Genomic DNA, 26952 nt, shown 5'->3' on the forward strand with positions numbered 1-26952 from the left:
CCGCCGTCCCCCTGCGACCGAACGGAGCCCCCATGCGCCGACGCCGCGGCGTCCTGCTGACCGCCGCCCTCCTGGCCCAGCTCGCCGCCGGACCCTCCCACGCGGTGGCCTCCGCCGGCGCCGGGTGGGAGCCCACCGACCAGTGCGGGGTGGTCCGCAGCGGCGACACCCCGCTCGGCGGCGCCGAGGTGACGCTCTACCAGGCCGGGGACGGCGCGGGCGCCGCGCCACGGGTGCTGGCCCGCGCCCGCAGCGCCGAGGACGGGCGCTTCACCCTCGACTACCGCCGCCCGCAGGACCCGCGCGCCGTGCTCTACGTGCTCGCCGACCTCGGGCACCCCGGGCAGCGCACCGGGCCGGACACCGCGCCGCCGGACGGGCCGCCCCAGGACGGGCCGGTCGTGCTCGCCGCCGTGCTCAGCGGCGCCGCCGCCCCGCCCGAACTCGTCGTCAACGAGCGCACCACCGTCGCCGTCGCCTACGCCCTGTCCCGCTTCACCGGCCCGGCCGGCGTCTCCGGCCCCCACCCCGGCCTGCAGAACGCCGCCGGTGTCGCCCACAACCTGGCCGACACCGGCACCGGCGACATCGCCGCCCTGCTCGCCGCCCCGCCCAACGGCGCCCTCACCTCGACCATGGCCGAGTTCAACACCCTGGCCGACCTGCTCGCCGCCTGCGTCACCGGCGGCGCCTGCGACCAGCTGTTCGACCTCGCCCGCCGCCCCGGCCACGACCGGCCGCACGACACCCTGCGCGCCGCCGTCGACATCGCCCACGACCCCGGCCACGACACCGCCGAGCTCTTCGCCCTCGCCGCCACCACCCCGACCTACCGGCCCGCCCTGCCCGCCGCCCCCGACGCCTGGACCGTCGCCCTGCGCTACGACGGCAACGGCCAGGAGCTCGACGGCCCCGGCAACCTCGCCTTCGACGCCGAGGGCAACGCCTGGGTCAGCAACAACTACGCGTACCAGGCCGACCCCGCCGTCCCGGCCTGCGGCGGCCGCACCGTCCTCAAGTTCACCCCCACCGGCCGGGACGCCCCCGGCGCGCCCTACCGAGGCGGCGGCCTGTACGGCGCCGGCTTCGGCGTCACCGTCGACGCCCACGGCAGCGCCTGGGTCGGCAACTTCGGCTTCCAGGGCCGCGGCTGCCCCGTCGACCCGACCCGACTCGAACGCAGCGCCTCCCAGTTCGCCCCCGACGGCACCCCGCTCTCCCCGCCCGAGGGCTGGCGCCGCGGCGGCATCGCCCAGCCGCAGGGCATGGCCGCCGACCGGGCCGGCACCGTCTGGATCGCCAACTGCGGCGGCGACGGCGTGACCCGGATCCCGGACGGCGACGCCACCCGCGCCCGGGAGGTCCCCACCCCCGCGCTGAGCAAGCCCTTCGGCGCCGCCGTCGACCCCGCCGGACGGCTGTGGGTCAGCGGCAACGGCAACGACGGCGTCCAGGTCCTGGCCCCCGACGGCACCCCGGAACGGACCGTCACCGGCGGCGGCCTGCGCCGCCCGCTCGCCGTCGCCACCGACAGCAAGGGCTACGCCTGGGTCAGCAACAGCGGCATCCTGCCGGTGCCCTGCGGGAACACCACCGCCGACGACTTCGCCACCGCCGTCGCCACCGACACCGGCACCGGCCCGCTCCCGGGCGCCTCGGTCACCCTGATCGGACCCGACGGGACCCCGGCCCCCGCGCCCTTCACCGACGGCGGCCTGTACCTGCCCTGGGGCGTGGCCGTCGACGGGGACGACACCGTCTGGGTCGCCAACTTCGGCGGCCACCGCGTCGCCCGGCTGTGCGGCACCGACCTGACCGCCTGCCCGCCCGGCCACCGCACCGGACAGCCGATCTCCCCGCCCGGCACCGGCTACCCGAGCGACGGGCTGGACCGCAACACCGGCGTGCAGATCGACCCCTCGGGCAACGTCTGGCTGGCCAACAACTGGCGCACCGTGCCCGTCCAGACCAACCCCGGCGGCCACGAACTGGTCGTCCTGATCGGCGCCGCCGCCCCCGTCACCACCCCCCGGCTCGGCGGACCCGCCCGGCCCTGACCCACTGCCCCTGTGGCCCGGCCCGCTGAAACGCTGCGCCGATCCGGCGCAGCGTTTCCGCACTGTGGACCTCGGCTCGATGAGACCGGTCCTGCCGCACATCGAGCCGAGGGCGAGGGTGAGGGGGCGTAGGACCGTCCTCGGCCCGGCCCCGGGCCGAGGACGGCCTGACGGTGACCGCCCCGCCGGGGGCGGGGGCCCGGGCGGGGCGGTCGGAACGGCCGTCGGCCGGAGGAGCCGGCGCGGGCGGCGCGGTGCGTCGCCCGCCGCGTCAGCGCCGTCAGCGGCGCCGACCCGCGTAGGCCGCCGCGCCGCCGACGGCGGTCAGGAGGGCGGCGGCGACCGCGGCGGCGGTCAGCAGGCCGTCGTCGGTCCCGGTGGCGGCCAGTGCGGGAGCGGTCGTGGCCGCCACCGGGGCCGGGGTCCGGGACGGCGTGGCCGGGCCGGTGGGGGACGGTGCCGGTGCGGGGCCGGCCGGCGAGGCCCCGCCGGTCGGGGCCGTCGTGGGGGCGGGCGCCGTGGGGGCGGGTGTCGTGGCGGTCGGGCCGGCGGTCGGGCCGGGCGGCGGCGTGGTGGGCGTGGGGCTGCTCGTGGGCGTGGGTGCGCAGGCCGTGCCACCGTTCCAGGAGGCGATCGCCAGGCCGGAGAACGGCTCGTCCGGGTAGTGCGGCAGCGGGTGGTCGCTGTCGCTGCCGTCGTACTTCTCGCCGACCGCGTAGAGGGCCAACTCGCCGTAGCAGTGCGGCAGGTGGCCGGTGACGTCGAGGGTGTCCCGGTAGTGCTCGCGGGTGAGTGTGGTGGTCGCCCAGCCGAGGAAGGTCTGTCGGCCCGAGGTGGCCCACGTCGGGCCCTGGGCCTCGTAGGAGCCCAGGGAGACGTGGTAGTCGCAGCCGGCGGCCGGTTCGCCGGCCAATCGGACCTGGACGGTGGCGGACTCGGCGGGCATGGTCGCGCTGTTCGTCCAGTGGGCGCCGCCGTCGACGGAGTACTGGACCGGCGCCCGCCCGCAGTCGGGGGCGGCGTGGGCGGCGGGCGCCGCGAGCGCGGCGGCACCGGCGGTGAGGGCGAGGGCGGTGAGCGCCGACAGGCGGCGCGGGTGCGGGTGCATCGGGAACTGCTCCTGGCAGGTGGATCGGGTCGGGGAGAAGTGCGGCCGCGAGGTGGCGGCTGGCGGTGGGTGCGGGGCCGTGGGGCTCAGCGGGCTGCGGCCGCCGGGGTGGCGGGGTCCTGGGTCGCGGGGTCCGGGGTCGCGGGGTCCGGCGCGGTGGGGTGTTCCTGGTGGCCGTCGCCCTCGATGTCGACGTGCGGCAGCAGGCGGTCGAGCCAGCGAGGCAGCCACCAGTTCCCGTCGCCGAGCAGGACCATGGTGGAAGGCACCAGCAGGCCGCGCACGACGGTGGCGTCCAGGGCGACGGCGGTCGCCAGGCCGATGCCGAACATCTTGACGACAGGGTCGTCGGAGAGCAGGTAGCTGAGGAAGACCGCGACCATGATCAGGGCGGCCGAGCTGATGATCCGTCCGGTGCCGGCGAGGCCGGCCACCACGGCGCGGCGATTGTCCCGCTCCCGCAGGTAGCCCTCCCGTACGGCACTGAGCAGGAAGACCTCGTAGTCCATCGACAGGCCGAAGAGCACGGCGAACATCAGCAGCGGCACGTAGCCGGGGATGGGCACGGCACCGTCCAGGCCGATCAGCCGGGCACCGTGGCCGTGCTGGAAGACCGCGGTGAGCACACCGTAGGCGGCGGCGACCGAGACCAGGTTCATCACGGCGGCCTTCACCGCGACGACCGGTGAGCGGAAGGCCAGCAGCAGGAGCAGGCCGGCGACGGCCAGGACGAAGCCGATGACGGACGGCATCCGCTGCGCGATCCGCGCGTTGAGGTCCGCCTGGGCGGCGGGGGTGCCGCCGACGTGCGTCACCTGGCCGCTGCCGGCGGTGGCGGCGGGCAGCACGTCCGCGCGCAGCCGGTGGACGAGCGCGGTGGTGGCGGCGTCGGCGGGGGCGGTGGTCGGGGTGACCTGCCAGCGGACGGTGCGGCCGTCGGCGGCGAGCACCGGCGGGCTGACGGCGGCGACGCCCTCGGCCGTGCGCAGCGCGGTGGTCACGGTCGCCGCGCGCGGGTCGGCGGCTCCGGTGGTGGCCGGGGTGGGCAGCACGTCGAGGACCTGGAGCGCGCCGTTGGCGCCCGGGCCGAAGGCCGCGGCCATCCGGTCGTAGGCGGTGCGGCTCATGCTCCCGGCGGCCTTGCTGCCCGCGTCCAGCTGGCCGAGGTGGAGGCCGGCGGCGGGGGCGGCGAGGGCGCCGAGCAGGGCGAGGCCGGCCAGCAGCAGGGGCCAGGGCCGGGCCGCGACCAGGGCGGCGATCCGGCCCCAGCCGCGCGGGCGCCCGGCGGGGGCGGGGGCGGCGGGCCGGGGGGTGAGCCGCCCGCCCAGCAGGACGAGGGCGGCGGGCAGGAGGGTGAGGTTCACGCCCAGCGCCGTCACCACGGCGATCGCGGGGGCGAGCGCCAGGGCGTACAGCAGCGGCAGGCCGCCCAGGGCCAGTCCGGCGAGCGCGGCGACGACGGCGCTGCCGGCGAAGGCGACGGACTTGCCGGAGCCGGCGGTGGTGCGCACGGCCGCGTCCTCGACGCCGACGCCGGCGGCGCGCAGGTCCCGGAAGCGGGTGAGGCCGAAGAGGGTGTAGTCGATGCCCACGCCCAGGCCGATCATGGCGGCGATGGTCTCGCCGGCCTCGGGCACGTCCATCAGGTGGCCGGCCAGGCCGAGGACGGGCAGGGCGATGGCGAGGCCGATCACGCCGGCGAGCAGCGGCAGGGCGGCGGCGACGAGGCTGCCGAGGGCGAGGACGAGGATCACCAGGGCGGCGCCGAGGCCGATGGCCTCGCTGCGCCCGGTGCTCCCCTTGTCGACCGCGGCGGCCAGGTAGCCGCCCGGGGTGACCTCGATGCCGGCGGCGGTGGCCGGGGCGGCCGCGGCGAGTACGGCGTCGGTCGTCGCGGGCGTCACGTCCCGTCCGGTGACGTCGAGTTCGACCGAGAGGTAGGCGGTGTGGCCGTCGGCGCTCATCGCCGTGGCGCCTGCCGGGTCGTAGGGCGTGGTGACGGCGACCACGTGCGGCACCGCCGCGATGGCCGCGGCCGTGCTGCGGACCGCGGCGGTGGCGGCGGGGTCGGTGAGCGGTGCGGCGCCGTCGGGGGTGTGCAGCAGGACGGGCTGCTTGCCGGAGGCCGGGGCGGGGAACGCGCGGTCGGCGATGTCCTTCGCGGCCTGGCTGTCGCTGCCGGGGATGGAGACGGCCTCGCTGGTGACGCGCCCGAACGTGGCGAGGGCGGTGAGGGCGGCGGCCGCCAGCAGCAGCCAGGCCGCGAGGACGCGCTTGGGCCTGCGGGCGCACCAGCGCCCCACAGTGGTGAACATCGGCGGCGGACAGCCCTTTCTCGTGCGGCGGGCAGCGCGAAAGGAGCCCCCGCCAAACTTATTGCACTCATCGTGCAACGCGTACACTTGCACCCGCGGTGCAAGAATGTCAACGAGAGGTCGAGGGGCCCACGTGAAGCAGACCGAGACCGCCACGCCCGTCCCCGACGGGCGCACGGCACGCGGGCGGCAGACCCGCGAGAAGATCGCCGACGCGGTGCTGTCGCTGCTCGACGAGAACCAGGCGCACTTCCCCGCCGACAAGGTGGCCGAGCGGGCGGGCGTCTCGCGCCGGCTGGTGTTCCACCACTTCGCGGACATGGCCGAACTGGCCGAAGTGGCCGTCAGCCGGCGCCTGGAGCAACTCGCGGCCCAGATCAGGCCGTTGCCCACCGAAGGGCCGCGCGAGGTGCGCGTGGCGGCCATCACCGAACAGCGCGCGCGCATCCTGGAGGGCGTCACCCCGGCCCGGCTCGCCGTCATGCGCCTGGAGAACCCCTCCCCGCGGATCCAGGAGGCCGTCCGGCAGATGCTGGACTTCGCCCGCCTGCGGCTCACCCAGGTCTTCGCCGCGGAACTCGACCCGCTGCCCGAGCCCGCCCGCGCCGACCTGCTCGACGGCCTGGACGCGGTGACCACCTGGAGCGCCTGGTACCACTGGCGCGAGGGCGGCCTGAGCGTCGAACAGGCGCGGCACGCCATGGCCGCCACCGTGCACACGCTCCTGGCCGGCGCCGGGGCGGGCGGGCACGGCTGAGCGGCGGGCACGGATGGGCGGCGGCCCCGCCGGCCGCGACGGACGGGCGGCGGGGCGGGGCCGGGGCGGCGGCAGGGAGAGGAAACGGGAGCGGGGTGGTCGGGGCGGACCACCGGTCCTACCGGACCACCGGGGGGTGCAGCTTGCGGGCGGCGGCCCGGATGGCCAGCGTGTAGGGGGTGTCCAGGGCGCGGGTGCGGGCGTCGAGTTCGTCGAAGGGCACCAGCGCCTTGTGGGTGTCGTCGGTGGACTGGGTCCAGGCGGTCCAGGCGTTGTGCACGTCCTCGTCGGTGACCTGGTCGCCCTTGGCCTGCAGCAGGACGGCGTAGATGCGGAACAGGTCGTCGGAGCGCGCGGGGGGTCTCGCCTCCGCGGGCAGGCAGTCGCGGATCAGGTCGGCGATCGGGTCGAGGTGGCTCATGAGCCCAGTGTGCCGGTGACCAGGGTGCCGGTGAGGAGGATCAGGTGGGCCGCCGCGAAGACCACCGGCACGGCCCGTTCGGTGGTGCCGAGTTCGGTGTAGTGCTTGCGCCACCGGCCGCCCCGGGCGGCGCCCCTGAGGGTGGCCCACTCGTCGGTGTAGATCCGCGCCGCGAGCTGGCACTCCAGGGCGTTGATGACCTGGAACTTGGCGGCGTTGAGGTCCCGGTAGCTGCGCAGCTGCATCCACCAGGCGACGGAGAGGGTGATGCCGGCCAGCGCGACGGCCGTCGGCACCCACCACGGGGACTCGGAGAGCTTGGGTATGCCGAAGCCGATCAGGGTGACCAGGGCGGTCTGCACGGAGAGGAAGTAGGTGTTGGCGGTGCCCCGGCGGGCCGAGACCCGGTCGGCCATCTCCACGGCGAGCTTGTAGAGCTCCAGCAGTTCGGCCTCGCGGCTCCACTCCGACGGCACGGTCATCGCGTCTCCCTCGCTCGGGCGGCCGGCGGGGACGAACCGTTCGGGCACGGTGCCGCCCCGTCGGCACTGATGCGACGTCACTTCCCCTGCGGCGCACGGTTCTACCGGCCACGACCGGCCCGGTTCGGCCGTCAGGCGGCGGGGACGGGCCGCAGCCGGTAGGCGTCGCCGTGGCGGCGGACGTGCCCGGCGGTGGGCGGGGCGAAGTGGGTGCCCAGCAGGAGGGTCCCGGTGTCGGCGAGCGAGGCGAGCAGGGCCTCGCGGGTGGCCCGGGAGCGCGCGGGGTCGATGTCGACGCAGGCGCCGACGCCGGGGTGGGCGAGCTGGACGGGGTGGTGGACGCAGTCGCCGGTGATCAGCGCGGTGCCGCCCCCGCCGGTCAGTTCGACGGCGACGTGTCCCGGGGTGTGGCCGGGGGTGGGCACCAGGCGCAGGCCCGGGGCGACGGTCAGGCCCTCGGCGGGGACGTCGAGGAGGTCGAGCAGTCCCGCCCGCTCGACCGGGAGCACGGAGTCCTCGAACATCTGCCGGCGCGCCTCCTCCATCGGGTGCCCGGCCCAGAACTCCCGCTCGGCCCGGGCGGTCAGGTAGCGGGCGCGGGGGAAGGTGGGGACCCAACGGCCTTCCACGGCACGGGTGTTCCAGCCGACGTGGTCGGCGTGCAGGTGGGTGAGGATCACCAGGTCGACGGCGTCCGGGGGGAACCCGGCGGCGCTCAGGCGCTCCAGGTAGTCGGTGTCCAGGTCGTGCCAGGCGGGATTGGCGCGCTGTTTGCCGTTGCCGATGCCGGTGTCGACCAGGACGCGCAGGCCGCCCACGGTGAAGGCGAAGGTGTGGCTGGCCAGGCGCAGCGTGCCGTCCGGGTCGGCGAAGTGGGGGTGCAGCCAGTCCTGGCCCCGCACCAGCTCGGGGGTGGCGTCGGGCAGCAGCCAGGGGCCGGTGGCGGGCGGCAGCGGGATCTCGTCGACGCGGTGGACGGTGACGTCTCCCACGGTCCAGGCAGGGGCGGGGGCGGGGGTCGGCACGGGGGCTCCTTCGGTGCGGGCGGTGGCCGGCGAGGGGCGGGCGAGGGACGGGGACGCTAAAAGCAACGGGTTTGCTTTAGGTGGACCCTAGGGCCTACGGTCACCTAAAGCAAATCTTTAGCTTTTGAAAGGGGAGGACCCATGCCCACCGACGACCTCACCCCGCAGGAGGCGGCCCGTCAGGCCGCCCGCGCCGGCGTCCCGCTGCCCACCGAGCGGCACGCGGCGGTCGCGGCCGCCGCCGAGCACATCCGCGCGACGGTCGCCGTCCTGCGGGAGCTGGACCTCGCGGACACCCCGCCGGCCGCCGCCTACCGCGCGGTGCACGACCACGGCACGGAGGTGGCGTGATGCACCCGTACGAGCTGTCGCTGGCCGCCGCCGCGCGGGAGATCCGCGCCCGGCGCCTGTCCCCCGTCGAACTGGTGGAGTCGGTCCTCGACCGCGTCGAGCGGGTCGAGCCCGGCCTCGGCGCCTACGCCGAGGTCACCGCCGAACGGGCCCGCCTGGCGGCGCACGAGGCGGAACGGGAGATCGCCCGCAGCGGTCCGCGCGGGCCGCTGCACGGCGTCCCGGTCGCCCTCAAGGACCTGATCGACGTCGCCGGCCTGGCCACCGGGGCCGGCTCCCGGGTGCGCGAGGGCCACCGGGCGCACACCGACGCCACCGTGACCGCCCGGCTCGCGGCGGCCGGCGCCGTCCTCGTCGGCAAGACCCACACCCACGAGTTCGCCTACGGCCTGATCACCCCGCGGACCCGCAACGCCTGGGACCGCGACCGGATCGCCGGCGGCTCCAGCGGCGGCTCGGCGGCCGCCGTGGCCGCGGGCACGGCGACCTTCGCCCTGGGCACCGACACCGGCGGGTCGATCCGGGTGCCCGCCGCGCTCAACGGCGTCGTCGGCCTCAAGCCCACCTACGGACTGGTCCCCCGCCACGGTGTCACCCCGCTGTCCTGGTCGTTGGACCACGTCGGCCCGCTCACCCGCACCGCCGAGGACGCCGCCCTCGTCCTGGCCGCCCTGGTCGGCCACGATCCGCGCGACCCCGCTTCGCTCGACGTCCCCGCCCCCGACCTCCGCCCGCACCCGGACACCGACCTGACCGGACTGCGCGTCGGCGTGCCGCGCACCTACTACTTCGACCGCGTCACCGCACCGGTGGAGAGCGCCGTGCGGCGGGCCGTCGGACACCTGGCGGCGCTCGGCGCCCGGCTCGTCCCGGTCGACATCCCGCTCACCCGCTACATCCGGGCCACCCACTGGGGCCTGATGGTCCCCGAAGCCACCGCCTACCACGAGTCCGCCCTGCGCTCGGCGCCCGAACGCTACGGGGACGACGTCCGCGTCCTGCTGGAGGCCGGCGCGCTGATGAGCGCCGCGGACCACCTGCGCGCCCAGCGCGCCCGGACCCTGATGCGGCAGGAGTGGGCGCGGCTGTGGGAGCGGGTCGACGTGATCGCCGCCCCGGCCGTCCCGATGACCGCCGTGCCGGCCGGCCAGGAGAGCGTCGACTGGCCCGACGGCACCACCGAGAGCGTCTCCGACGCCTACGTCCGCCTCTCCGCCCCCGCCGACATCACCGGCGCGCCCGCGCTGTCCCTGCCCGTCGGCCACGACCCGGCCGGCCTGCCGATCGGCATGCAGGTGCTCGCCCGCCCCCTCGGCGAACGCACCCTGCTGCGGGTCGCCCACGCCCACGAGCACACCCGCCCGGTCCGCACCCTCGCCCCGGTGCCCGGGTGACGGGCCCGGTCTCGGGGCCGGTGTCGGGGCCGGCGTCGGGGCCACGGTAAACGCGACGGCTGTGCTTTAAGGTGGGCGCCATGAGTCGCAGGCAGATGGTGCGCCCCGGCGGGCGCAGCGCCCGGGTCCAGGAGGCCGTGCACGCCGCCGTGCGCGAGCTGCTGGCGGAGGCGGGCCGCGACGCGCTGACGGTGCCGATGGTCGCCCAGCGGGCGGGGGTCACGCCGTCGACGGTCTACCGCCGCTGGGGCGATCTGCGGGAGCTGCTGTCGGACGTCGCGGTGGAGCGGCTGCGGCCCGACGCCGCGCCGCAGGACCTCGGCGGCCTGCGGGGGGATCTGACGGCCTGGGCGGAGCAGTTCCTCGACGAGATGGCCTCCCCCGCGGGGCGCGCCTACGTCCGCGACGCCCTGCTCGGCGATCCCGACGGCGGCAACGCCGGCCGCTGCTCGGCCTATGCCGCCGAACAGGTCGACACCGTCCTCGCCCGGGCCCGCGGGCGCGGGGAGCCGGCCCCGGGCGTCGAGGAGGTGATGGACCGCGTGGTCGCCCCGCTGATGTACCGCGTCCTGTTCCGCCCGGCCGGGCTGGACGGCGCCTACGCCCGTCGGCTGGTGGCCGGGCTCCTCGACGGCTGACCCGCTCCCCCGCCGCTCCCCGCGGTGGCGGTGGCGGTGGCGGTGGCGGTCGCCGCGGCCGCGGCGGGCAGGGTGCGCAGGGCCGCCAGGGCGTCCGCCTCGCCGTCGCCGTACTGGTGGGCGCGGGCGGCGCGGACGGCGGCGTCGAGGTGGCGGGCGGCCTCCTCCGGGTGGCCGGTGGCGGCGAGGGCGCGGCCGTAGAGGGTCTGCAGCAGGACCCGGCGGGCGGCGGGGAAGGGCGGTTCGGCGAGGGCCAGGCCGCGGGCGGCGTGGTGGGCGGCCTCCTCCGGGTGGCCGGCGCTCAGGCATTCCTGGGCGAGGTGCTGGCGGGCGAGGGCGACCAGGTCGATGCGGCCGGCCCGTTCGGACAGCGAGAGGGCGCGCACCAGCAGGCCGCGGACCCGGGTGTTGCGGCCGTAGCGGCCGAGGGCGACGGCCAGGTTCATCAGGGCGACGGCCTGCGCGGTGCCGTCGCCGGCCCGGGCGGCGAGGTCGGGGGCGCGTTCCAGGTGGACCAGGGCCTGTTCGTGGCGGCCCTCCTCCAGCAGGACCCAGCCGAGCAGGGCGCGGGCGCGGGACTGGGCGCCCGGGTCGCGGTCGGCCTCGGCGGCGGCCAGGCCGTGTTCGAGCAGCGGCACCCAGCCGTCCCGGACCTGCCACACGATCAGCGGCCACTGCAGCAGGACCAGGCGCCAGGCCCGGTCGTGCAGTCCGGCGGCGACCGCCGCCTCGACCGCGCCGCGCAGGGTGTCCCGTTCGGCGGCGTACCAGTTGAGCGCGCTCGCGCGGTCGGGGAACGGGCGGACCTCGGCGGGGCGGGTGCCGGGCGGCAGGGCGCAGCAGGGCTCGCTGCCCGGTTCGGCGGCGTCGCAGGCGACGAGCAGGGTGTTCAGCAGGTGGTCGAGCAGGCGCGGCAGCACCTCGTCGTCGATCTCACCGGGCAGGCTGCGGGCGTAGAGGCGGACGAGGTCGTGCAGGGTGTAGGCGTCGCGGCCGATCTCGACGATGAGGTGGGCGGTGGCGAGTTGGCCGAGCGCGCCGGAGGCCTCGGTGGGTCGGCAGTCGGCGAGCGCGGCGGCGGTGCGGCTGTCGAGGGTGGTGCCGGTGTGGGCGCCGAGGCGGTGGAACATCCGGCGGGCGGGCTCGGACAGGTGCTGGACGGTGAGCGCGAGGGCGGCGGCGACGCTGGTGTCCTCGACGTCGAGGATGCCCAACCGGCCCTGTTCGTCGGCGAGTTCGTCGGCGAGGACGGCGAGGTCGCGGGCCGGGCCGGTGGCGACGCGGGCGGCGGCGAGGCGCAGCGCGAGCGGCAGGCCGTCGCACAGGGCGGCGAGCCGGGCGGCGGCCTCGGGTTGGGCGGCGACGAGGTCGGCGCCGAGGGTGGCGGCGAGCAGGGTGACGGCCTGCGGGGGCGACAGTTCGGCGAGCGGGACGGGGCGGGCGGCGTCGGAGGCGACCAGGCCGCCGAGCCGGTCGCGGCTGGTGACCAGGGTGACGCAGTCCTCGCCGTCGGGCAGCAGCGGGCGGACCTGGTCGGAGCGGCGGGCGTTGTCCAGGACGACGAGCATCCGGCGGCCGGTGGTCAGCTCGCGGTAGCGGGCGGCCAGGGCCTCGGGGGTCGCGGGCATCTGCTCGGCGGGCAGGCCGAGGCCGAGCAGCAGTTCGCGCAGGACGGCGGGGGTGGAGCGTTCGGGCAGCGGGCTGTGGCCGCAGAGGTCGACGTAGAGCCGGCCGTCGGGGAAGTCGTCCTGGCGGCGGTGGGCCCAGTACAGGGCGAGGGTGGTCTTGCCGATCCCGGCGCCGCCGGTGACGACGGCGATGGCGGCGGGGCCGGCGGTGGCCCGGTCGAGTGCGGCCAGTTCGTCCTCCCGGCCGGAGAAGCCGCGCGGGCGGCGGGGGAAGGGCCAGGGGGTGGCGCGCGGCGGGCGGGCGGGGCCGGCCGGCCCGGCGGTGGCGGGCACGGGGACGGGCGCGGCGGGCGCGGGTGCGGAGGCGGCGGGGACGGCGGGTGCGGCGGCGGCGGACGTCGTGGCGGTGCGTACGGGGCCCGGGCCGGGGACGGAGGCCGGGCCGCCGACGGTGGGGACGCGCGGGGGCGGGACCCGGTCGGGGCGCAGCGAGGCGGCGTCGGTGCGCAGCAGCGAGTCGTAGGCCTCGACGAGTTCGGGGCCGGGGTCGATGCCCAGTTCCTCGGCCAGGGCCCGGCGGGTGCGGTGGAACCAGTCCAGCGCCTCCGAGCGCCGTCCGGCCCGGCCGAGGGCCAGGACGAGCGCGGCGACCAGCGGTTCGCGCAGCGGGTTCATGGTGGCCTCGGTGGACAGCACGCCGGCCGCCGCGCCGTGGTCGCCGAGCCGGCCGTGGGCGCGGGCCAGGTCCTCCACGGCCGTGAGCCGCAGTTCCTCCAGGGCGTGCGCGGCGCACTGCAGCGGGACGCTGGGTTCGGTGCCGGCGAGTGCGGGGCCGCGCCACAGCGCGAGTGCCTCCCGCAGTGCCGTGACGGCCTCGGCGGTGTCGGGTGTCGACCGGGCGCGGTGCAGGAGGTGTTCGAAGCGGGCGGTGTCGACCGCGAGTTCGGGTACCCGCAGCAGGTAGGCGCCGCCGTCGGTGACCAGTTCGACGCCGGCGGCGGACGCGCCGTGCGTGGCGAGCAGGGCGCGCAGGCCGGAGACGTGGTTGTGGATGACGGTGCGCGAGTGCCGGGGCGGTTCGTCGTCCCAGAGCGTCTCGGTGAGCCGGTCCACGGTGACCGGGGCGCCGGGGTTCAGCAGCAGCATGGCGAGCAGGCTGCGGCGTTTGGCGGACCCGGCGGGCAGCTCGCGGCCGTCCGCGGCCACCGCGGCCACCGAGCCCAGCAATCGGAAATCCAAGACTCGCCCCCCATGTGATGTGACAAGCATATGACAGTAGGCGACTCGGCGATCACAGGGCGTCGCCCGGGTGGCGCGCGGGTGACCACCGGATGACGACCGGACGGCGGCGGCCCGCGTGCGCGGGGCCGCCGCGCACGGCCGCCGCGGGCCGCGCGGCGCCGGACGGAAATCCTGCGCGACGATCCGTCCCGGCCGCCGGCGGTGATGGGCGGTCAGGGACGGTGGAACGCCCGAGCAGGCCCTGACCAGGGGTGATACCGGGCGCCTGGAACGCTTGACCGAGACGCGGGGATTCGTCGGAACACCCGGTGACCATGAAAATGGTGCCTCAGTCCACCGGAAGTACAGAGAAAGCGAAACCCCCTCATGGATCTCGGCGTGCGCTGGAAGCTGCACGGTGACGGGCGCACGCCCGCACCGGGGGCGGTGGTCCGCCCCGACGAACGGCTCTCCTGGCCCCGCACGGCAGGACTTGGCGCCCAGCACGTGGTGGCGATGTTCGGGGCGAGCTTCGTGGCGCCCGTGCTGATGGGGCTCGACCCGAACCTCGCGATCATGATGTCCGGCGTGGCGACCGTGATCTTCCTGCTGGCCACCCGCGGCCGGGTGCCCAGCTACCTGGGCTGCTCGCTGTCCTTCGTGGGCGTCGCCGCGGTGATCCGGGCGCAGGGCGGTACCAGCGCGACGGTGACCGGCGCGGTGTTCGTGGTGGGCGTGGCACTGTTCCTGGTGGGCCTGGCGGTCCAGCGGTTCGGGGCGCGGATCATCCACGCGGCGATGCCGCCGATCGTCACCGGCGCGGTGGTCATGCTGATCGGCTTCAACCTGGCCCCGGTGACGGCCTCGGTGTACTGGCCGCAGGACCAGTGGACGGCGCTGCTGGTGATGCTCTTCACCGGGCTCGCCGTGGTGGGCCTGCGCGGCTTCTGGTCACGGGTGGCGATCTTCCTGGGGCTGGTCTTCGGGTACGGGATCTCCTGGCTGTTCGACCGGGTCTTCGGGAAGATCCACTCGGTGGACGCGAGCGGGCACCTCACCGACCACTGGCGCCTGGACCTGTCGGGCGTCGGCAAGGCGGACTGGGTCGGCCTGCCCACCCTGCACGGGCCCTCCTTCCAGTGGTCCGCGATCCTGGTCGCGCTGCCCGTGGTGATCGCGCTGGTCGCCGAGAACGCCGGGCACGTCAAGGCCGTCGGCGAGATGACCGGCTCGAACCTGGACGACAGGCTGGGCACCGCGATCTCGGCCGACGGCGTCGCCTCCATGCTCTCCACCGCGGTCGGCGGCCCGCCGAACACCACGTACTCGGAGAACATCGGCGTGATGGCCGCGACCCGGGTCTACTCCACCGCCGCGTACTGGGCGGCGGCCGGCTTCGCGCTGCTGTTCGGCATCTGCCCCAAGTTCGGCGCGGTCGTGGCCGCGATCCCCGGCGGGGTGCTCGGCGGCATCACCGTCATCCTGTACGGCATGATCGGCCTGCTCGGCGCGCAAATCTGGACCAAGTCCGGGGTGGACCTGCGCAATCCGCTGAACCTGGTGCCGGCCGCGGCGGGCATCATCATCGGCATCGGCAACGTGACGCTGAAGTTCACCGACACCTTCAGCCTCAGCGGCATCGCGCTCGGCACGCTGGTGGTCATCACCGGCTACCACGCGCTGCGGGCCCTGGCCCCGGCCCACCTCAAGGTGCAGGAACCGCTGCTGGACGAGGGCACCTCCTCCTACGACGAGCAGACCGCCGAGCAGACCGCCGGGACCGGAGACTGACGGACCGTCACGGCATCGGCGGAACTGTCCCCCGGTTACTTCCGCCCGTGGTTCCGCCTGGTTCACGGGCCCGGCGGATGGTCGAATCGCTGCGTACGCTCGGGCCGGCCGTCCCGGCCCGGGCCCACGTCCGATTCCGCACCTCCCCGGGGAGACCCATGTCCCGTCCGTCCCGCCGCCGCACGCTCGCCTACGGGGGCGCGGCCGCCGCCGTGCTCTCGCTCTCCTGGGCCACCGCGACCCCCAGCAACGCGGCGGGCCAGGTGCTGTGGACCCCGAGCACGAGCGAGGGCCCGTCCTCCTTCGCCTCCGTGCAGTGCGCCTCGGGCAACTTCAAGGTCGTCGACGACGCCGCCAAGGGCAAGGTGTGGCGGGCGTACCAGGCCGCCGGGCAGGAGCGCTGCGAGACGCTCAGCCCCGAGCTGAAGAACGGCGACACCTTCTACCTCGGCTGGTCGTCCAAGGTGGACATCAAGGACGCCAACAGCCGCTACGTGTTCCAGCTGAAGTGTTCGCCGAGCACGAACACCGCCAACCACCCGATCGAGATCGACGCGACCAACGGGCGCATCCGCCTGCAGGAGTGGGACACCGCGCACGTCTCGCACACCCTGTGGACCGCGCCGACGACGAACGGCCAGTGGCACTCCTACGCGCTGAAGATCCGCCTGGGCAGGACGGACGGCACCATCGACTTCTGGTTCGACGGCAAGAAGCAGACCTTCACCACCGGCTCGGGCACCTTCAAGGGCACCACCTGGGACGGCGACCGCAACTACCTCAAGTGGGGCTCGTACCACGAGTCCACGGGAGACGCGACGAACACCTTCACCAGCCCGGTCATGGCCACGACGCTGGCGGCCGCCACCGCCGGCTCGTAGCCCTCCCCCGCAGCCCCGAGGCCCGGACCGCACGTGGGGGCGGTCCGGGCCTCGGGCGCTGCGGCCGGGCCGATGGGTACTACCAGCGGCCGCCGGTGATGTGCGGGGGGTTCCAGTAGACGGCGGCCCACACCCCGTGGTTCGCACCGGCGCCCCACCCGCTGGCCCACGACGTCAGGAGACTTCCGGCGCCGCTGCACAGCCAGGCCGGCACGCGGGCGGAACAGGCACGCACGGCGGCGGGAATCGCCCCGTGGACGATGTCCGCGTACGACGCGATGATCCAGAAGTGGTTCCAGTCGATTCCCGACGAGAACGCCTGGACGACGCGGCCCTCACCGCTCGACGTCACGAATGTCGCGGACGTCGCGGACGTCGCGGACGTCGCGGACGTCGCGGAACCGCCCTCGTCGCCGTTGCCGGGCCGGGGGCCGGTGCCGACGGTCGCCACGCCGGAGAAGGCGTCCTGGAGGTCGGCGATCAGCCGGGCCCGCGCTTCGGGGGTGGCGGTCCGCTGCGCCCAGTCGTCCAGCTCGGCGGCGGTGAGGTTCTGCGGGTCCGAGGCGATCTGCTGCACGGCTGCGGGCGCCGCCACGGCGGTGGGCCGCTCGTCGGCGCCTGCGATCAGGAGGCCGCCGACCAGCGCGGCGGCGACCACGCCGCCGAGGGCTGCGGCCGTCCTTCCCCGACGGCGGGCACGCGGTACCGCGCGCTGTTCCTGGGCATGGTTGGTCATCTCGGCACACTCCCCTTGCTGACGTGGCAACCGATTGGCCGAGACGATTCCACGGCGCGTCGATAAGTGGCAACGGGAATTCGAATTCGTGCGATTAACTAGCCCCGCTACATTTTGGCGCGGCATCTTCAATATGAATACACATGGTCATTGTGCGAATCCCGAAAGCGCTGGTGAGGCAGGTGCGCCCCGGGCCGTCGGCACCGGGCGGCCGACCTGAGGGCACTCCCCTGTGACGCGAATCTCCTCACGGTGGCGGCGGTCCGGGCCTTGCGGTTCCGCCTCGTTCGACGCCAACGGCGGGGAAGCCTCACCCGCAGGAATGAGAACCCCTCTGGAGGTGGGCCCGTGTTCAACAGCGTCCGTACGGTGATGACCTTCGCCGCAGACCCCAGTGCATCTGCCCGGTGGTGGAGCGAACTCCTGGGCGTCCCTGTGAAGCTCGACGTCGGCGACACCGGGGCGGTCTACGCCTGGGTGGAGATCGGCGGGGTCGAGGTCGGCTTCCATCCCGTGGACGACGAACGCAACCCCCGGGGCGGCAGCCCGGTCGTGTACTGGGGCGTGGACGAGGTCGACCGGGCCCGCGAGCGGCTGCTGGCGGCCGGCTGCGAGCACCACCGCGGCCCGCTGACCATCGAGCCGGGGCGCCGGATCGCCCAACTGCGCGACCCGTTCGGCACCATCGTCGGCATCGAAGGCCCGTAGCCACCCGGCCGGGTGTCCGGGAGCAGTGCGCCCCGGAAACAACCCAGGCCCGGACCGCCAAGTGCGCGGTCCGGGCCTGCGGTTCAGGGCTCTGACTCAGACGTCGCCGAACTCGCCGCTGCGGACGGCGGCGACGAACGACTCCCAGGCGGCGGCCGGGAAGACCAGGGCCGGACCGTCGGGGTCCTTGGAGTCGCGGACGGGCATCACACCGGGGAAGCCGGGGGCCACCTCCAGGCAGTCACCGCCCTGTTGACTGTACGTCGACTTCACCCACGAAGCGGTAGTCAAGTCGAAGTCAGCCATGAGAGTCCTTCCGGGCATGGAGTATCAGTTCGAGAGTCGCGGACTCGGCCAGCGCCCCTACCTGGAGGCGATCGTATCTCCTGCGCCACTCACGAAGCCGGTCGTCATCTCGCTCGACGTGCCCCCGCCCCTCGGACTCAGAGTAGCCAAACAGAGAACCGTCGGGGAGTGTCAACAGTCGCATGGGCAAGGCAAACGGCCTGTGCTCCCCCATGCTGAACGGCGCTACCTGAAGTACTACACGCCCCTGTTCGTAGAACTGTTCAAGTTGCCCGAGCTGCTCCCGCATGACCTCGGGGCCGCCGATGACCCGCCGGAGGCAGCTCTCGTCCAGCACTGCGTGGATGAGTGGCGGATCTCGTCGCACCAGGGCTTCCTGTCGCGCGAGCAGAAAGGTCAGCCTCTCCTCTGCCTGCTTGGGGGTGATGTCCTTTCGGCGAACATCCGCCCTTGCAAGAGCGGCTGCATAGGACTTCGTTTGCAGCAAACCGGGGATGACGCCGAGTTCGAAGATTCGGATCTCACTGGCCCGCGTCTCATTGGCTGCGTACTCGGGGAACCCCTCCAGCAATGCCGAGTGCTTGGCCTGAAGCCACATCAGCAGCAGGGTCCCGCCGGTCTCCAGCACTCGATCGGCATCACGTGCGAACTTCTCGCTCGGCGGGGTCCGGCCGGGCGGAGCAAGTTCGGCGTAGGAGACGTAGGAGGGATCGACTCCCACGAGCCTCGCCAGCTGGGCTTGCGTGAGACCAGCGGCCTTGCGTGACCTGCGAAGTTGCACCCCGAAGGGCGCCCACGGCCCTGATGTTGGATCAAGTCCCTTGAGGTTCACCGAGCTTCACCTACTTGCCGAGCGCCGACTTCAAGCTTCAGATCGGCTTCCGATCGTAGAGGCAATCACACCATCATGGCTACAACCGGTAGTTCACCGGAAGCACAGCGCTACCTGTGGAGACTCCTATGCCTGACGCACAGAGACCCGAATCCTTCTTCCAACTCCACGAGGTGGTGGAGGACTTCAGCTGCCCGGAGAGCGGGAAGCCGTGCGAGGGCGTCTTCGTGGAGGCCGAGTTCGGCAAGGCGGTGCTCCGGCCGCTGGGGGCGCGCGGGCCCGAGCGGCGGGTCGCCCTCTCCTCGATCCGGTCGCTCGACCCGAGGGAGTTCGCGCCGGGCACCTGCGGGAAGCCGCGCCGTCGGCCGTTCGACGGGTGGCCGCTCCCGTCCGACAGCAATTCCTCATACCTGGAGCAGAGTTGAGCACGACCTGCCTCATCGGCAAGCCCCCCGTCCGCCGGTCGATCCAGCAGGTCTTCGTCCTGCGGGAGGACCCCGGAGGGTCGGGCGAGCTCTTCGTCCTCCTGGTCGACTCCGTCCACCACGACGGGCTGACCCTGCCCGGCGGCAGCGCCGAACAGGACGAGCTGCCGCACCTCGCCGCCCGTCGGCACCTCGAAACCCAGACCGGGCTCGTCCTGCCGCTGCGCACCATCCTCACGGTCGACTACTCCCCCGCCGCCGACCTCCCCGAGAGCCTCGACTTCGTCTACGCGGGCGGGGTGGTCACCCCCCGGCAGGCCGGAGCCGTCCGCCCGCACCACCCCTCGCAGGGCATCCGCGCCCTCCACTGGGTACCCCAGCCCAAGCTGCGCAGGGTCATGGCGGACGACCAGTACCGGCGCGTCGAGGACGCCTGGGACGCCTGGGACCACGGCGCCGGCCTCCCGCTCCTCGTCCGGGGCGTCCCGGTCCCGCTCGGCTGACCAGGACCCCGCCCGGCGGTGACACCCGTAGGCCCGGACCGCGTACGGTCCGGGCCACCTCTACGGAATTCGACTGGGACCCGAAGACGACAGGTGCGCCTGCGCGCTCTCGGGTCGAGAAGACCGAGGTTCCCGGGCCTGATCGACCCGAACGGGAAAGTGCACCTGCCCGGTGAAAGGGAGGGGAGCCGGGGCGTTGGTGCCGCAGCCCGCCCGACCGCCCGACCGCCCGTGGCACCCGACGATCAGCGGGGCACCTTGGCGTGGAGCTCCATGTAGCCGACGTAGGCGAGGAAGGCCGCCAGCGTCTGGAACGTCCGGCCGCTGATGCTGAACGTGGGCGTCTGGCCGCTCAGCCGCCGGTACACGAACGTCGAGGCGTCGTCCCAGTGCTGCTGGAGGTCGACGTTCTCCGCCCCCATGGCGTTCGAGGTGTAGTCGCGGATGTTGCCCCGGATGTTGTCGAAGACGCGACCGAAGCGGGCGGCCTCGGAGGTCGCCTGGATGATCGTCACCATCTCGCGGGCGAAGGCGTTCGAGTCGCGCTGGATGCGGGTGGCCGCGGTCGCGATGCTGGTGATGGCGTTGGTGAGGTTGGCGTAGCCGATGGCCCGCCCGGCGCGCTCGCCCGTGCCGCCGCCGGGCAGCCGGGAGTAGTTGCCGTCCCAGGGCAGACGCTGGAGGTTGCCGCTGTGGGTGACCTGCTGGAACTCGGTGGGCCAGACGTCCGGGAAGACGTAGTGGGTTCCCTGGTGGTTGTCGTACGCCGGCTGGTAGAAACCGGCGAAGTAGAGGTTGTCCGCCCACCAGTAGAGCGATCCGCGGTACTGCCCGTGGGTGAGGATGCGGGCTTCGATCAGGCGGGTCGGCAGCAGCGTCGTCTCGTCGAGCTGGGAGGCGACCTCGGGGTGGTTGGGGATGTCGTGGCCGCTGATCCGGTGGAGCTGGTCGATGGCGTACCAGTAGTTCGAGTGCGCCGCCTCGCCGCCCCATTCGAGGTCGCCGATGTCCCAGTCGAACTTGGTGATCGAATCGCTCGGATCGGCGTGCGCGGCCGGCGCCGACGCGGCCTGCACCAGGCCGAGCGCCAGACCGAGCGCGAGGAGGAGGCCGACGAGCCTCCGGCCCACTGCGGTGTGGATGTGCACGAGTTGACTCCTGTGAGGGGTGATCGGGAACACGACCGACCCTTCCAGCGGACAGGAACGCCGACTTCGCCCCCAGCGCACGACCCCCGTCCCCACCGCGCACAACGGCCGAACGCCCGGGCGCAGGGCGGCGACGGCGGTGCCGTCGACCACGACCGGGGCGGGCGCCTCCTCGACCGGTTCGAGCCGTTCGGGCCCGTCCCCCGCGGACGAGCGTCCCGCGGCCTTCCGCCCAGCCGGGGATCCCCACGATCTGACCGGTCGCCATCACGCCCTCCTCTCCCCCTCCGGACCGAGCATGGGCACGGCGGTGGTCCCGGAGGGGCGCCGGGCCGGGGTTGTCCCTGCCCCAGGGGCAGGGGGCACAGTGGCGGCGTGGAAGAGGAACTGATCACCATCGGGGAGCTCGCCGCTCGGAGCAGGCTCAGCCTCAAGGCCCTGCGGCTGTACGGGGAGCGGGGGCTGTTGCGGCCCGCCCGCACCGATCCGGGCAGCGGGGTCCGCCGTTACGGCCCCGGGCAGGTCGAGCGGGCCCGGCGGATCGCGCTGCTGCGCTCGGCCGGGCTGCCGCTGGCCCGGATCGCGGCCGTGCTGGACGCGGACGGCGCCGAGGGTGAACAGCGGCTGCTCGCGTACTGGCGCGAGCAGGAGGACGCACACGCGGCCCGCCGGGAGGCGGTGGGCTACGCCCGCGCGGTGCTGATGGGAAGGAACCCGACCGTGTACGAGATCTCCGAACGCGACGTGCCCGAGCAGCAGGTCCTGTTCGTACGGCGGCACGTGGACGCCGCCGCACTGCCCGGCTTCCTCGCCGAAGCCTCCCAGCTGCTGTTCGACAGGCTGGGGCAGGCCGGGGCCTGCCTGTCCGGGCCGCTGTTCGCCGACTACCACGGCCTGGTCTCCGAGGACTCCGCCGCCCTGGTCGAGGTCTGCGCCCCGACCGAGGCGGCGATCGGCCCGGACGGACCGATCGGGGTGCGCGTCGAGCCCGCGCACCGCGAGGCGTACACCGAACTGACCCGGCGGCAGGGCGACTTCGCCACGATGGCGGCCGCCCACGACGCCGTCGCCGCCTGGCCCGCCGCCCACGGGTACGAGCGCGCCGGCTGCAACCGGGAGGTGTACCACCCCAACTGGGCGACCGCCGCCCCGGAGGAGCACGTGGCGGACGTCGCCGTACCGCTGCGCGGCGCGACCGGCTGAGCACGGCTGAGCACGGCCGGCCGAGCGCAACCGCCGGAGCCCTGCCGCTGTGGGACGGGCCACAGCGGCGGGGCCGTCCGGGCCCCTCGGAGTGAGCAGGGTCACGCCGTGTGCACGATCCGGCGCGCGGACGGCGATCGGCCCCGCCAGCACTGGGCGGGCCGTGGATCGGCACGGGCGGAGGGCCCGTCCGCTTCGGGACCAAGGTCATCGATCCGTCTGACCTTCGACCTCGTGGTGACCCCTGCGAACCCGGGCAACCGTGGACGGTCGCCCGGTGTGATCGGGCGGTGGCGCCGTCCCGCGTGGGCGGCGCCGTTCCCCGCCGTCTACCCGGCGCACGGCGAACGGGCCCCCGCCCGCCGCCGTACGCTCCGGAGGACCCCAAGCCCATGTCCCAAACGATCGACAACGCCCCGTATACCGCCTTCCACCGCAGACTGGCCCTCGCCTGCTCCGGCGGGCCGCTGCTGGACGGCTACATCCTGAGCATCGTCGGCGTCGCCCTGATCGGCATGCGCCCCGACCTCGGACTGTCCACCGCCGAGGTCAGCCTGATCGGCGCCGCCGCCCTGGTCGGCATGTTCGTCGGCGGCGCGCTCTTCGGCGTGCTGACCGACCGGATCGGCCGGGAGCTGATGTACACGGCCGACCTGCTGGTGATGGTCGCCTGCTCGGTGCTCTCCTTCTGGGTCGACCAGGTGTGGGCGATCGCCGTGCTGCGCCTCGTGCTCGGCATGGCCGTGGCCGCCGACTACCCGATCGCGACCTCGCTGCTCGCCGAGTGGCTGCCCGCCAGGCACCGGGGCCGCCTGCTCGGCCAGCAGATCGTCGCCTGGTACGCCGGCTCCGTGCTCGCCTACGTGGTCGGCTACCTGTTCCTGGAGCTGGCCGGGCCGGGCAGCTGGCGCTGGATGCTGGCGAGCTCCACCGTGCCGTGCGTGCTCTTCCTGGTGATCCGCCGCGGCTCGCCCGAGTCGCCGCGCTGGCTCGCCGCCAACGGACGGGTCGGCGACGCGGTGCGCCTGGTCGAGAAGCACCTCGGGGTCCGGGTCGACGGCCGCGAGCTGATGCCCGACCCCGCCGGGGCCGACCGGCCCGCCGGGCTGCGCCTGCTGATGACCCAGCCCTACCGGCGCCGCACCCTCTTCTGCGGCCTGTTCTTCCTCTGCCAGGTCGGCCCGCTGTTCGCGATGCTCACCTTCGGCCCGCAGATCCTCGCCTCCTTCGGCATGCCCGGCGGCACCGTGATGGAGACCCTCGGCACCGGGCTGATCAGCCTGGTCTTCCTGCTCGGCTGCTACCCGGCGCTGCGCCTGATCGACACCCGCGGCCGGCGCCCCGTCATCATCTGGTCCTTCGCCCTGATGACCGTCCCGCTCGCCCTGCTCGGCGTGTGGCCCACCGCCCCCGCCGCGATCGCGCTGACCGCGCTGTGCGCGTACGCCTTCCTGTGCGGCGGGCCCAACGTGCTCGACTGGACGTACCCCAACGAGCTGTTCCCCACCGAGATCCGGGCCACCGCCGTGGGCGTGGCCACCTCGGTCAGCCGGATCGGCGCGGCCGTCGGCACCTACCTGCTGCCGCTGTCCCTGACCGGGCTCGGCACCGGCCCGACCATGCTCATCGCCGCCGGCACCACCGCGCTCGGCCTGCTGGTGTGCGTGCTGTGGGCCGAGGAGACCCGCGGCACGGCCCTGGGCGCCGCACCGGCAGCGCCCACCGAGGGCACGGCGCGGAGCGTACCGGCCCGGCGCCTCCCGCAGCCGGTGCGCTGACCCCGTACCCGGCCGACCGCCGCCGGCCTCCCGGACGCCCCGGACCCCGTGGGGCGTCCGGGAGGCCGGCGCGCACGCGGCGGCCGTCACGTCCGATGCATCCGGGCGTCCGGACGGGACAGGGTTCGCCGACGACCGCGACGACGACGGCGAGGGGCGCGGCGGGAGCGGTGGGATCGATCACGGAACAGGGTTCCCGCAGGCCGGCGCAGGTCGTCCGCGTCCGAACGCTCCGCGTCGGACCGGCCGCCCGCACAGCGTGGCGCGCGGCTTTGTCAAGCCCGCACCGGAGCGGCCCGCGCGGCGATAGCGTCGCCTCTCAACGACCGTTCCGACACGGTGAATTGGAGGCAGTGGTGACCGAGGCGAAGCCCGGGGGCGACGGCGCGCAGGCCAGGTCCGACGCGCAGGCCCGGTCCGGCAGGGACGACAGGCCGGGCAGGGACGGCGGCCCCGGCCCGGAGGGCGGCCCGCTGCACGAGCGCGAGGCCGAGATCCGCTCGGCCGAGCGCGCGATCGAGGCGCTCACCGCCCCCGCCGGCACCGAGGTCGGGGAGCTGCTGCTCTACACGGGCGCGGCCGGGCTGGGCAAGACCGCGGTGCTGACCGAGGTGCGGCGGGCGGCGCGGCGCGCGGGCTGCACGGTGCTGTTCGCCCGGGGCGGGCAGCGGCAGTGCCACGAGCCGTTCCACGTGGTGCGCCAGCTGCTGCGCCCGGTGCTGGCGGCCCTGTCCGGCGAGGAGCGGGAGCGGGTCTTCGGGCCGTGGGAGGACGTGGTCGGCCCGGCGGCCGGGCTGCTGGCGCCCCGTGGGCAGCTGGATCCGCAGGGAGTGCGGGACGGGCTGGACTTCGTCCTCACCCGCCTGGTGCAACTGCGTTCCCCGGTGGCCGTGTTCGTCGACGACCTGCACTGGGCCGACCCGGAGTCGCTCGGCTGGCTGGCGGGCTTCGCGGTCCGCGCCCGGGAGTTGCCGGCCCTGCTGGTGCTCGCCTGCCGCGACGAGTTCCCCGACGACGCCCTCGCGCTGCAGCGCGGCCTCACCGACCGGGCCGACCGCCGGCACGAACTGCGCCCGCTGCAGCCCGCCTCGGTCGCGCACCTGGTCCGCGCGGCCCTGGGCACGCGGGCCGAGGACGCCTTCTGCCGCCACGTCTGGGCCGTCACCGGCGGGAACCCGTACGAGACCGCCGCCCTGCTGCGCGAGGTGGCCGACCAGCGGCTCGAACCGGTCGAGGAGAGCACCGGGCAGCTGCGCGAACTCGCCGCCACCGCACGGGGGATGACGCTGCGGCACTGGCTGGACCGGCTCGGCCCCACCGCGCTGTGCTTCGCCTGGGCGGCCTCCGTGCTGGACACCGACATCCGCCCCGACCTGGCCGCCACCATCTGCGCCCAGGGCCCGGAGACCGCCGCCCAGTCCGTGCGGGAGCTGCGCCACCACCGGGTGCTGACCGGCGCCGCGACGGGCCGGCTGGAGTTCGTCCACCCGCTGGTCGCCACCTCGGTCTACCAGTCGATGCCGCCCGCCACCCGGACCGCGATGCACGGGGTCGCCGCCGTCGAGCTGGAGAACGCCGGCCTCGGCCTGCTGGCCGCCTCCCGGCACCTGCTGGAGATCCTGCCCGAAGGGGACGGCGAGATCGTCGACAAGCTGCGCCGGGCGGCCCGCGAACACCTGGCCATCGGCGCGCCCGAAGCCGCGCAGCGCTGCCTGCGCCGCGCCATCAGCGAGCCGCCCGCCGACGAGGACCGGGCCCCGGTGCTCTACGAACTCGGCTGCTCGGCGCTGCTCACCGACCCGGCGACCACGGTCAACCAGCTGCGCCTGGCGCTCGCCGACCCGTACGGGCTGGAGCCCGGGCTGCGGGTGGACGCGACCTTCCGGCTCGCCCAGGCCCTCGCCCACAGCAACCGGCTCGGCGAGGCCGCCGCGCTGTGCGCCGAGGAGGCCGCGCGCACCGGGCCCGGGCCGGGACGGCTGCGCCTGGAGGTCGCCCACTTCATGTTCGCCGCGTTCCAGTCCGAGGACCCGGACGGCCCGGGGCGCTCGCGGCGGCTCGCGGAGTTCGACCGGATGCTGGGCACGGTGGGCCTGGCCTTCAGCGACACCTTCACCGACGCCTCCGCCGAGGCCTCCGGCGGCGCCCGCGCCGAGGCCGCCGCCGAGGCCGTGTTCGAACGCGACGGTCTGTCCCACGCGGTGGCGGTGCTGCGCTGCTGGGACCTCACGCTGCGCGGCGTCGACAGCGCGGAGGCGATCGCGCTGGGCGAGTCCGCGCTGCCGGGCGGCAGGCTGCCCCGCAGCCTGGGCTGGACCAACACCACCTGGGGTTTCGAGCTGCCCGGGATCCTGGGCATCAGCTACCTGTACGCCGACCGGGTCGACCGGGCGGAGGAGCTGTTCGACGAGGCGGTGCGCACCTACGAGGTCGCCGGGTGGAGCGGCGGCCACCTCGGCTTCGCCTACCTGCTCACCGGCATGCTCCGGTTCCGCTGCGGCTCCCTCGCCGCGGCGGAGGACTACCTGCGCCGGGCCCTGCGCCTGGCCGAGCGGATCGGCCCGGGCAGCCCGCTGCACTGGGACGCGGTGGGGGCGCTGGCCGAGACCGTGGCCGCGCGCGGCCGGGTGGAGGAGGCCCTGGAGCTGGCGCGCGTGCACGCCTTCGGCCCGCCGTACCCGACGGTGATGGTGCTGCCCGACGCCCCGACGCTGTACGGGCGGCTGCTGCTGGCCCGGGGCGACGCGGCGGGCGCGGCCGCGACGCTGACCGCCGCCGGGGCGGCCCTGGACGCGCGCGGGTGGCGCAACACGGTGTGGGCGCCGTGGCTGGGCCACCTGGCCCGCGCGGTGGCCCCCGGGCAGCCGGACCGGGCCCGCGGCCTGGCCGCGGAGGGGGTGCGCCGGGCCCGGGAGTCCGGGACGGACTCGGCCGTCGGCAGTGCGCTGCGGCTGTGCGCGGCGGTGCACGAGCGGCCCCGCGCGGCCGCCCTGCTGGCGGAGGCGGTGGGGCACCTGGAGCGGTCGCCGGCCCGCTACGAGCACGCGATCGCCCTGGTCGACCTGGGGGAGGCACTGGGCGGCGCGGCGGGTGCCCGCGAGGCGCTGACCCGGGGGCTGGAGCTGGCGACCCGGTGCGACGCCGACGGGCTGGCAGCCCGGGCCCGCGAGCTGCTGGGCAGGGGCTGAGGACGAACGGGGGCGGGGCGGCGGACCCTTGCAGATATCTGCACGCGCAACTATCT

23 protein-coding genes are annotated in these 26952 nt (G+C 75.0%); 13 read left to right on the forward strand and 10 right to left on the reverse strand.

Annotated features, from left to right (window positions below; genetic code table 11):
• The first annotated feature begins 32 nt into the window (after positions 1-32).
• The gene (locus AB0Q99_RS23320) at positions 33-2057 is read left to right on the forward strand and encodes an NHL repeat-containing protein (protein WP_363574738.1); all 2025 of its coding nucleotides are present in this window, start codon (positions 33-35) and stop codon (positions 2055-2057) included.
• Positions 2058-2337: 280 nt separating this feature from the next.
• On the opposite strand, the gene AB0Q99_RS23325 is transcribed toward AB0Q99_RS23320, so the two are convergent.
• Both AB0Q99_RS23325 and AB0Q99_RS23330 read right to left on the reverse strand, forming a co-directional pair.
• The gene (locus tag AB0Q99_RS23325) at positions 2338-3165 is read right to left on the reverse strand and encodes a hypothetical protein (protein WP_363574740.1); all 828 of its coding nucleotides are present in this window, start codon (positions 3163-3165) and stop codon (positions 2338-2340) included.
• An 86-nt stretch (positions 3166-3251) separates the two neighbouring features.
• Positions 3252-5480 (reverse strand): MMPL family transporter, encoded by a 2229-nt coding sequence (locus tag AB0Q99_RS23330; RefSeq protein WP_363574742.1) that lies wholly within the window; start codon positions 5478-5480, stop codon positions 3252-3254.
• Between the two features lie 133 nt (positions 5481-5613).
• Between AB0Q99_RS23330 and AB0Q99_RS23335 the strand changes: the two genes are divergently transcribed.
• Positions 5614-6237 (forward strand): TetR/AcrR family transcriptional regulator, encoded by a 624-nt coding sequence (locus AB0Q99_RS23335; RefSeq protein ID WP_363574744.1) that lies wholly within the window; start codon positions 5614-5616, stop codon positions 6235-6237.
• A gap of 118 nt (positions 6238-6355) precedes the next feature.
• On the opposite strand, the gene AB0Q99_RS23340 is transcribed toward AB0Q99_RS23335, so the two are convergent.
• The 3 genes from AB0Q99_RS23340 to AB0Q99_RS23350 all read right to left on the reverse strand — a co-directional run bounded on the left by AB0Q99_RS23340 (position 6356) and on the right by AB0Q99_RS23350 (position 8165).
• A complete protein-coding gene (locus tag AB0Q99_RS23340) occupies positions 6356-6658 on the reverse strand; it encodes a hypothetical protein (RefSeq protein WP_363574746.1) in 303 nt (100 codons plus the stop codon).
• Positions 6655-7140, reverse strand: coding sequence for a hypothetical protein (locus AB0Q99_RS23345; protein WP_363574748.1), 486 nt, complete (start codon positions 7138-7140; stop codon positions 6655-6657). The genes AB0Q99_RS23340 and AB0Q99_RS23345 overlap by 4 nt, the downstream gene beginning before the upstream one ends.
• 131 nt (positions 7141-7271) lie before the next feature.
• Positions 7272-8165 carry an MBL fold metallo-hydrolase gene (locus AB0Q99_RS23350; protein ID WP_363574750.1) on the reverse strand — a complete coding sequence of 298 codons (894 nt, stop codon included), beginning with the start codon at positions 8163-8165 and terminating at the stop codon, positions 7272-7274.
• Positions 8166-8306: 141 nt separating this feature from the next.
• Between AB0Q99_RS23350 and AB0Q99_RS23355 the strand changes: the two genes are divergently transcribed.
• The 3 genes from AB0Q99_RS23355 to AB0Q99_RS23365 all read left to right on the forward strand — a co-directional run bounded on the left by AB0Q99_RS23355 (position 8307) and on the right by AB0Q99_RS23365 (position 10548).
• On the forward strand, positions 8307-8516 hold the full coding sequence (locus tag AB0Q99_RS23355; RefSeq protein ID WP_363574752.1) for a hypothetical protein: 210 nt from the start codon (positions 8307-8309) through the stop codon (positions 8514-8516).
• A complete protein-coding gene (locus tag AB0Q99_RS23360; protein WP_363574754.1) occupies positions 8516-9910 on the forward strand; it encodes an amidase in 1395 nt (464 codons plus the stop codon). The genes AB0Q99_RS23355 and AB0Q99_RS23360 overlap by 1 nt, the downstream gene beginning before the upstream one ends.
• Before the next feature lie 80 nt (positions 9911-9990).
• On the forward strand, positions 9991-10548 hold the full coding sequence (locus AB0Q99_RS23365) for a TetR/AcrR family transcriptional regulator (RefSeq protein WP_363574756.1): 558 nt from the start codon (positions 9991-9993) through the stop codon (positions 10546-10548).
• Here the strand turns inward: AB0Q99_RS23365 and AB0Q99_RS23370 are convergent.
• Complete coding sequence (locus AB0Q99_RS23370) at positions 10509-13415, reverse strand: BTAD domain-containing putative transcriptional regulator (protein WP_363574758.1); 2907 nt, start codon at positions 13413-13415, stop codon at positions 10509-10511. The genes AB0Q99_RS23365 and AB0Q99_RS23370 overlap by 40 nt on opposite strands.
• Before the next feature lie 369 nt (positions 13416-13784).
• On the opposite strand from AB0Q99_RS23370, the gene AB0Q99_RS23375 reads away from it, so the two are divergent.
• Both AB0Q99_RS23375 and AB0Q99_RS23380 read left to right on the forward strand, forming a co-directional pair.
• Positions 13785-15188: a solute carrier family 23 protein gene (locus tag AB0Q99_RS23375; RefSeq protein WP_363574760.1), complete on the forward strand. Its 1404-nt coding sequence runs from the start codon at positions 13785-13787 to the stop codon at positions 15186-15188.
• A 158-nt stretch (positions 15189-15346) separates the two neighbouring features.
• Positions 15347-16069, forward strand: coding sequence for a heparin lyase I family protein (locus tag AB0Q99_RS23380; protein ID WP_363574762.1), 723 nt, complete (start codon positions 15347-15349; stop codon positions 16067-16069).
• A 79-nt stretch (positions 16070-16148) separates the two neighbouring features.
• Here the strand turns inward: AB0Q99_RS23380 and AB0Q99_RS23385 are convergent, their stop codons facing one another.
• Positions 16149-16805 carry a hypothetical protein gene (locus tag AB0Q99_RS23385; RefSeq protein WP_363574764.1) on the reverse strand — a complete coding sequence of 219 codons (657 nt, stop codon included), beginning with the start codon at positions 16803-16805 and terminating at the stop codon, positions 16149-16151.
• Positions 16806-17153: 348 nt separating this feature from the next.
• Here AB0Q99_RS23385 and AB0Q99_RS23390 point away from each other — a divergent pair, with 348 nt between their 5' ends.
• Positions 17154-17513, forward strand: a complete 360-nt coding sequence (locus tag AB0Q99_RS23390) for a VOC family protein (protein ID WP_363574766.1) — start codon at positions 17154-17156, stop codon at positions 17511-17513.
• A gap of 96 nt (positions 17514-17609) precedes the next feature.
• Here AB0Q99_RS23390 and AB0Q99_RS23395 read toward each other — a convergent pair whose 3' ends face one another.
• Together AB0Q99_RS23395 and AB0Q99_RS23400 are read right to left on the reverse strand one after the other, a co-directional pair.
• Complete coding sequence (locus tag AB0Q99_RS23395) at positions 17610-17819, reverse strand: DUF397 domain-containing protein (RefSeq protein WP_363574767.1); 210 nt, start codon at positions 17817-17819, stop codon at positions 17610-17612.
• Entirely contained in the window at positions 17812-18651 is an 840-nt protein-coding gene (locus AB0Q99_RS23400; RefSeq protein ID WP_363574769.1) for a helix-turn-helix transcriptional regulator, read from the reverse strand. Before AB0Q99_RS23400 ends, AB0Q99_RS23395 begins: the two co-directional genes overlap by 8 nt.
• A 128-nt stretch (positions 18652-18779) precedes the next feature.
• On the opposite strand from AB0Q99_RS23400, the gene AB0Q99_RS23405 reads away from it, so the two are divergent.
• Positions 18780-19076 (forward strand): hypothetical protein, encoded by a 297-nt coding sequence (locus tag AB0Q99_RS23405; protein WP_363574771.1) that lies wholly within the window; start codon positions 18780-18782, stop codon positions 19074-19076.
• Entirely contained in the window at positions 19073-19579 is a 507-nt protein-coding gene (locus tag AB0Q99_RS23410; RefSeq protein ID WP_363574773.1) for an NUDIX domain-containing protein, read from the forward strand. The genes AB0Q99_RS23405 and AB0Q99_RS23410 overlap by 4 nt, the downstream gene beginning before the upstream one ends.
• A gap of 245 nt (positions 19580-19824) precedes the next feature.
• Here AB0Q99_RS23410 and AB0Q99_RS23415 read toward each other — a convergent pair whose 3' ends face one another.
• Positions 19825-20727, reverse strand: a complete 903-nt coding sequence (locus AB0Q99_RS23415; RefSeq protein WP_363574775.1) for a ribosome-inactivating family protein — start codon at positions 20725-20727, stop codon at positions 19825-19827.
• Between the two features lie 375 nt (positions 20728-21102).
• Here AB0Q99_RS23415 and AB0Q99_RS23420 point away from each other — a divergent pair, with 375 nt between their 5' ends.
• From AB0Q99_RS23420 to AB0Q99_RS23430, 3 genes are all read left to right on the forward strand, one after another.
• The gene (locus tag AB0Q99_RS23420; RefSeq protein ID WP_363574777.1) at positions 21103-21930 is read left to right on the forward strand and encodes a MerR family transcriptional regulator; all 828 of its coding nucleotides are present in this window, start codon (positions 21103-21105) and stop codon (positions 21928-21930) included.
• A gap of 392 nt (positions 21931-22322) precedes the next feature.
• On the forward strand, positions 22323-23708 hold the full coding sequence (locus AB0Q99_RS23425) for an MFS transporter (RefSeq protein ID WP_363574779.1): 1386 nt from the start codon (positions 22323-22325) through the stop codon (positions 23706-23708).
• 473 nt (positions 23709-24181) lie between these two features.
• Complete coding sequence (locus AB0Q99_RS23430) at positions 24182-26896, forward strand: AAA family ATPase (RefSeq protein ID WP_363574928.1); 2715 nt, start codon at positions 24182-24184, stop codon at positions 26894-26896.
• Positions 26897-26952 lie beyond the last annotated feature (56 nt).

This window comes from Kitasatospora sp. NPDC086791, from assembly GCF_040685975.1.
GTDB lineage: Bacteria > Actinomycetota > Actinomycetes > Streptomycetales > Streptomycetaceae > Kitasatospora.

What these genes read in the sequence shown, in the direction of transcription:
- AB0Q99_RS23320 (WP_363574738.1), top strand. Translation starts at nt 33, where the DNA reads ATGCGCCGACGCCGCGGCGTCCTGCTGACCGCCGCCCTCCTGGCCCAG.
- AB0Q99_RS23325 (WP_363574740.1), bottom strand. Translation starts at nt 3,165, where the DNA reads ATGCACCCGCACCCGCGCCGCCTGTCGGCGCTCACCGCCCTCGCCCTC.
- AB0Q99_RS23330 (WP_363574742.1), bottom strand. Translation starts at nt 5,480, where the DNA reads ATGTTCACCACTGTGGGGCGCTGGTGCGCCCGCAGGCCCAAGCGCGTC.
- AB0Q99_RS23340 (WP_363574746.1), bottom strand. Translation starts at nt 6,658, where the DNA reads ATGAGCCACCTCGACCCGATCGCCGACCTGATCCGCGACTGCCTGCCC.
- AB0Q99_RS23345 (WP_363574748.1), bottom strand. Translation starts at nt 7,140, where the DNA reads ATGACCGTGCCGTCGGAGTGGAGCCGCGAGGCCGAACTGCTGGAGCTC.
- AB0Q99_RS23355 (WP_363574752.1), top strand. Translation starts at nt 8,307, where the DNA reads ATGCCCACCGACGACCTCACCCCGCAGGAGGCGGCCCGTCAGGCCGCC.
- AB0Q99_RS23360 (WP_363574754.1), top strand. Translation starts at nt 8,516, where the DNA reads ATGCACCCGTACGAGCTGTCGCTGGCCGCCGCCGCGCGGGAGATCCGC.
- AB0Q99_RS23365 (WP_363574756.1), top strand. Translation starts at nt 9,991, where the DNA reads ATGAGTCGCAGGCAGATGGTGCGCCCCGGCGGGCGCAGCGCCCGGGTC.
- AB0Q99_RS23375 (WP_363574760.1), top strand. Translation starts at nt 13,785, where the DNA reads ATGGATCTCGGCGTGCGCTGGAAGCTGCACGGTGACGGGCGCACGCCC.
- AB0Q99_RS23380 (WP_363574762.1), top strand. Translation starts at nt 15,347, where the DNA reads ATGTCCCGTCCGTCCCGCCGCCGCACGCTCGCCTACGGGGGCGCGGCC.
- AB0Q99_RS23385 (WP_363574764.1), bottom strand. Translation starts at nt 16,805, where the DNA reads ATGACCAACCATGCCCAGGAACAGCGCGCGGTACCGCGTGCCCGCCGT.
- AB0Q99_RS23395 (WP_363574767.1), bottom strand. Translation starts at nt 17,819, where the DNA reads ATGGCTGACTTCGACTTGACTACCGCTTCGTGGGTGAAGTCGACGTAC.
- AB0Q99_RS23405 (WP_363574771.1), top strand. Translation starts at nt 18,780, where the DNA reads ATGCCTGACGCACAGAGACCCGAATCCTTCTTCCAACTCCACGAGGTG.
- AB0Q99_RS23425 (WP_363574779.1), top strand. Translation starts at nt 22,323, where the DNA reads ATGTCCCAAACGATCGACAACGCCCCGTATACCGCCTTCCACCGCAGA.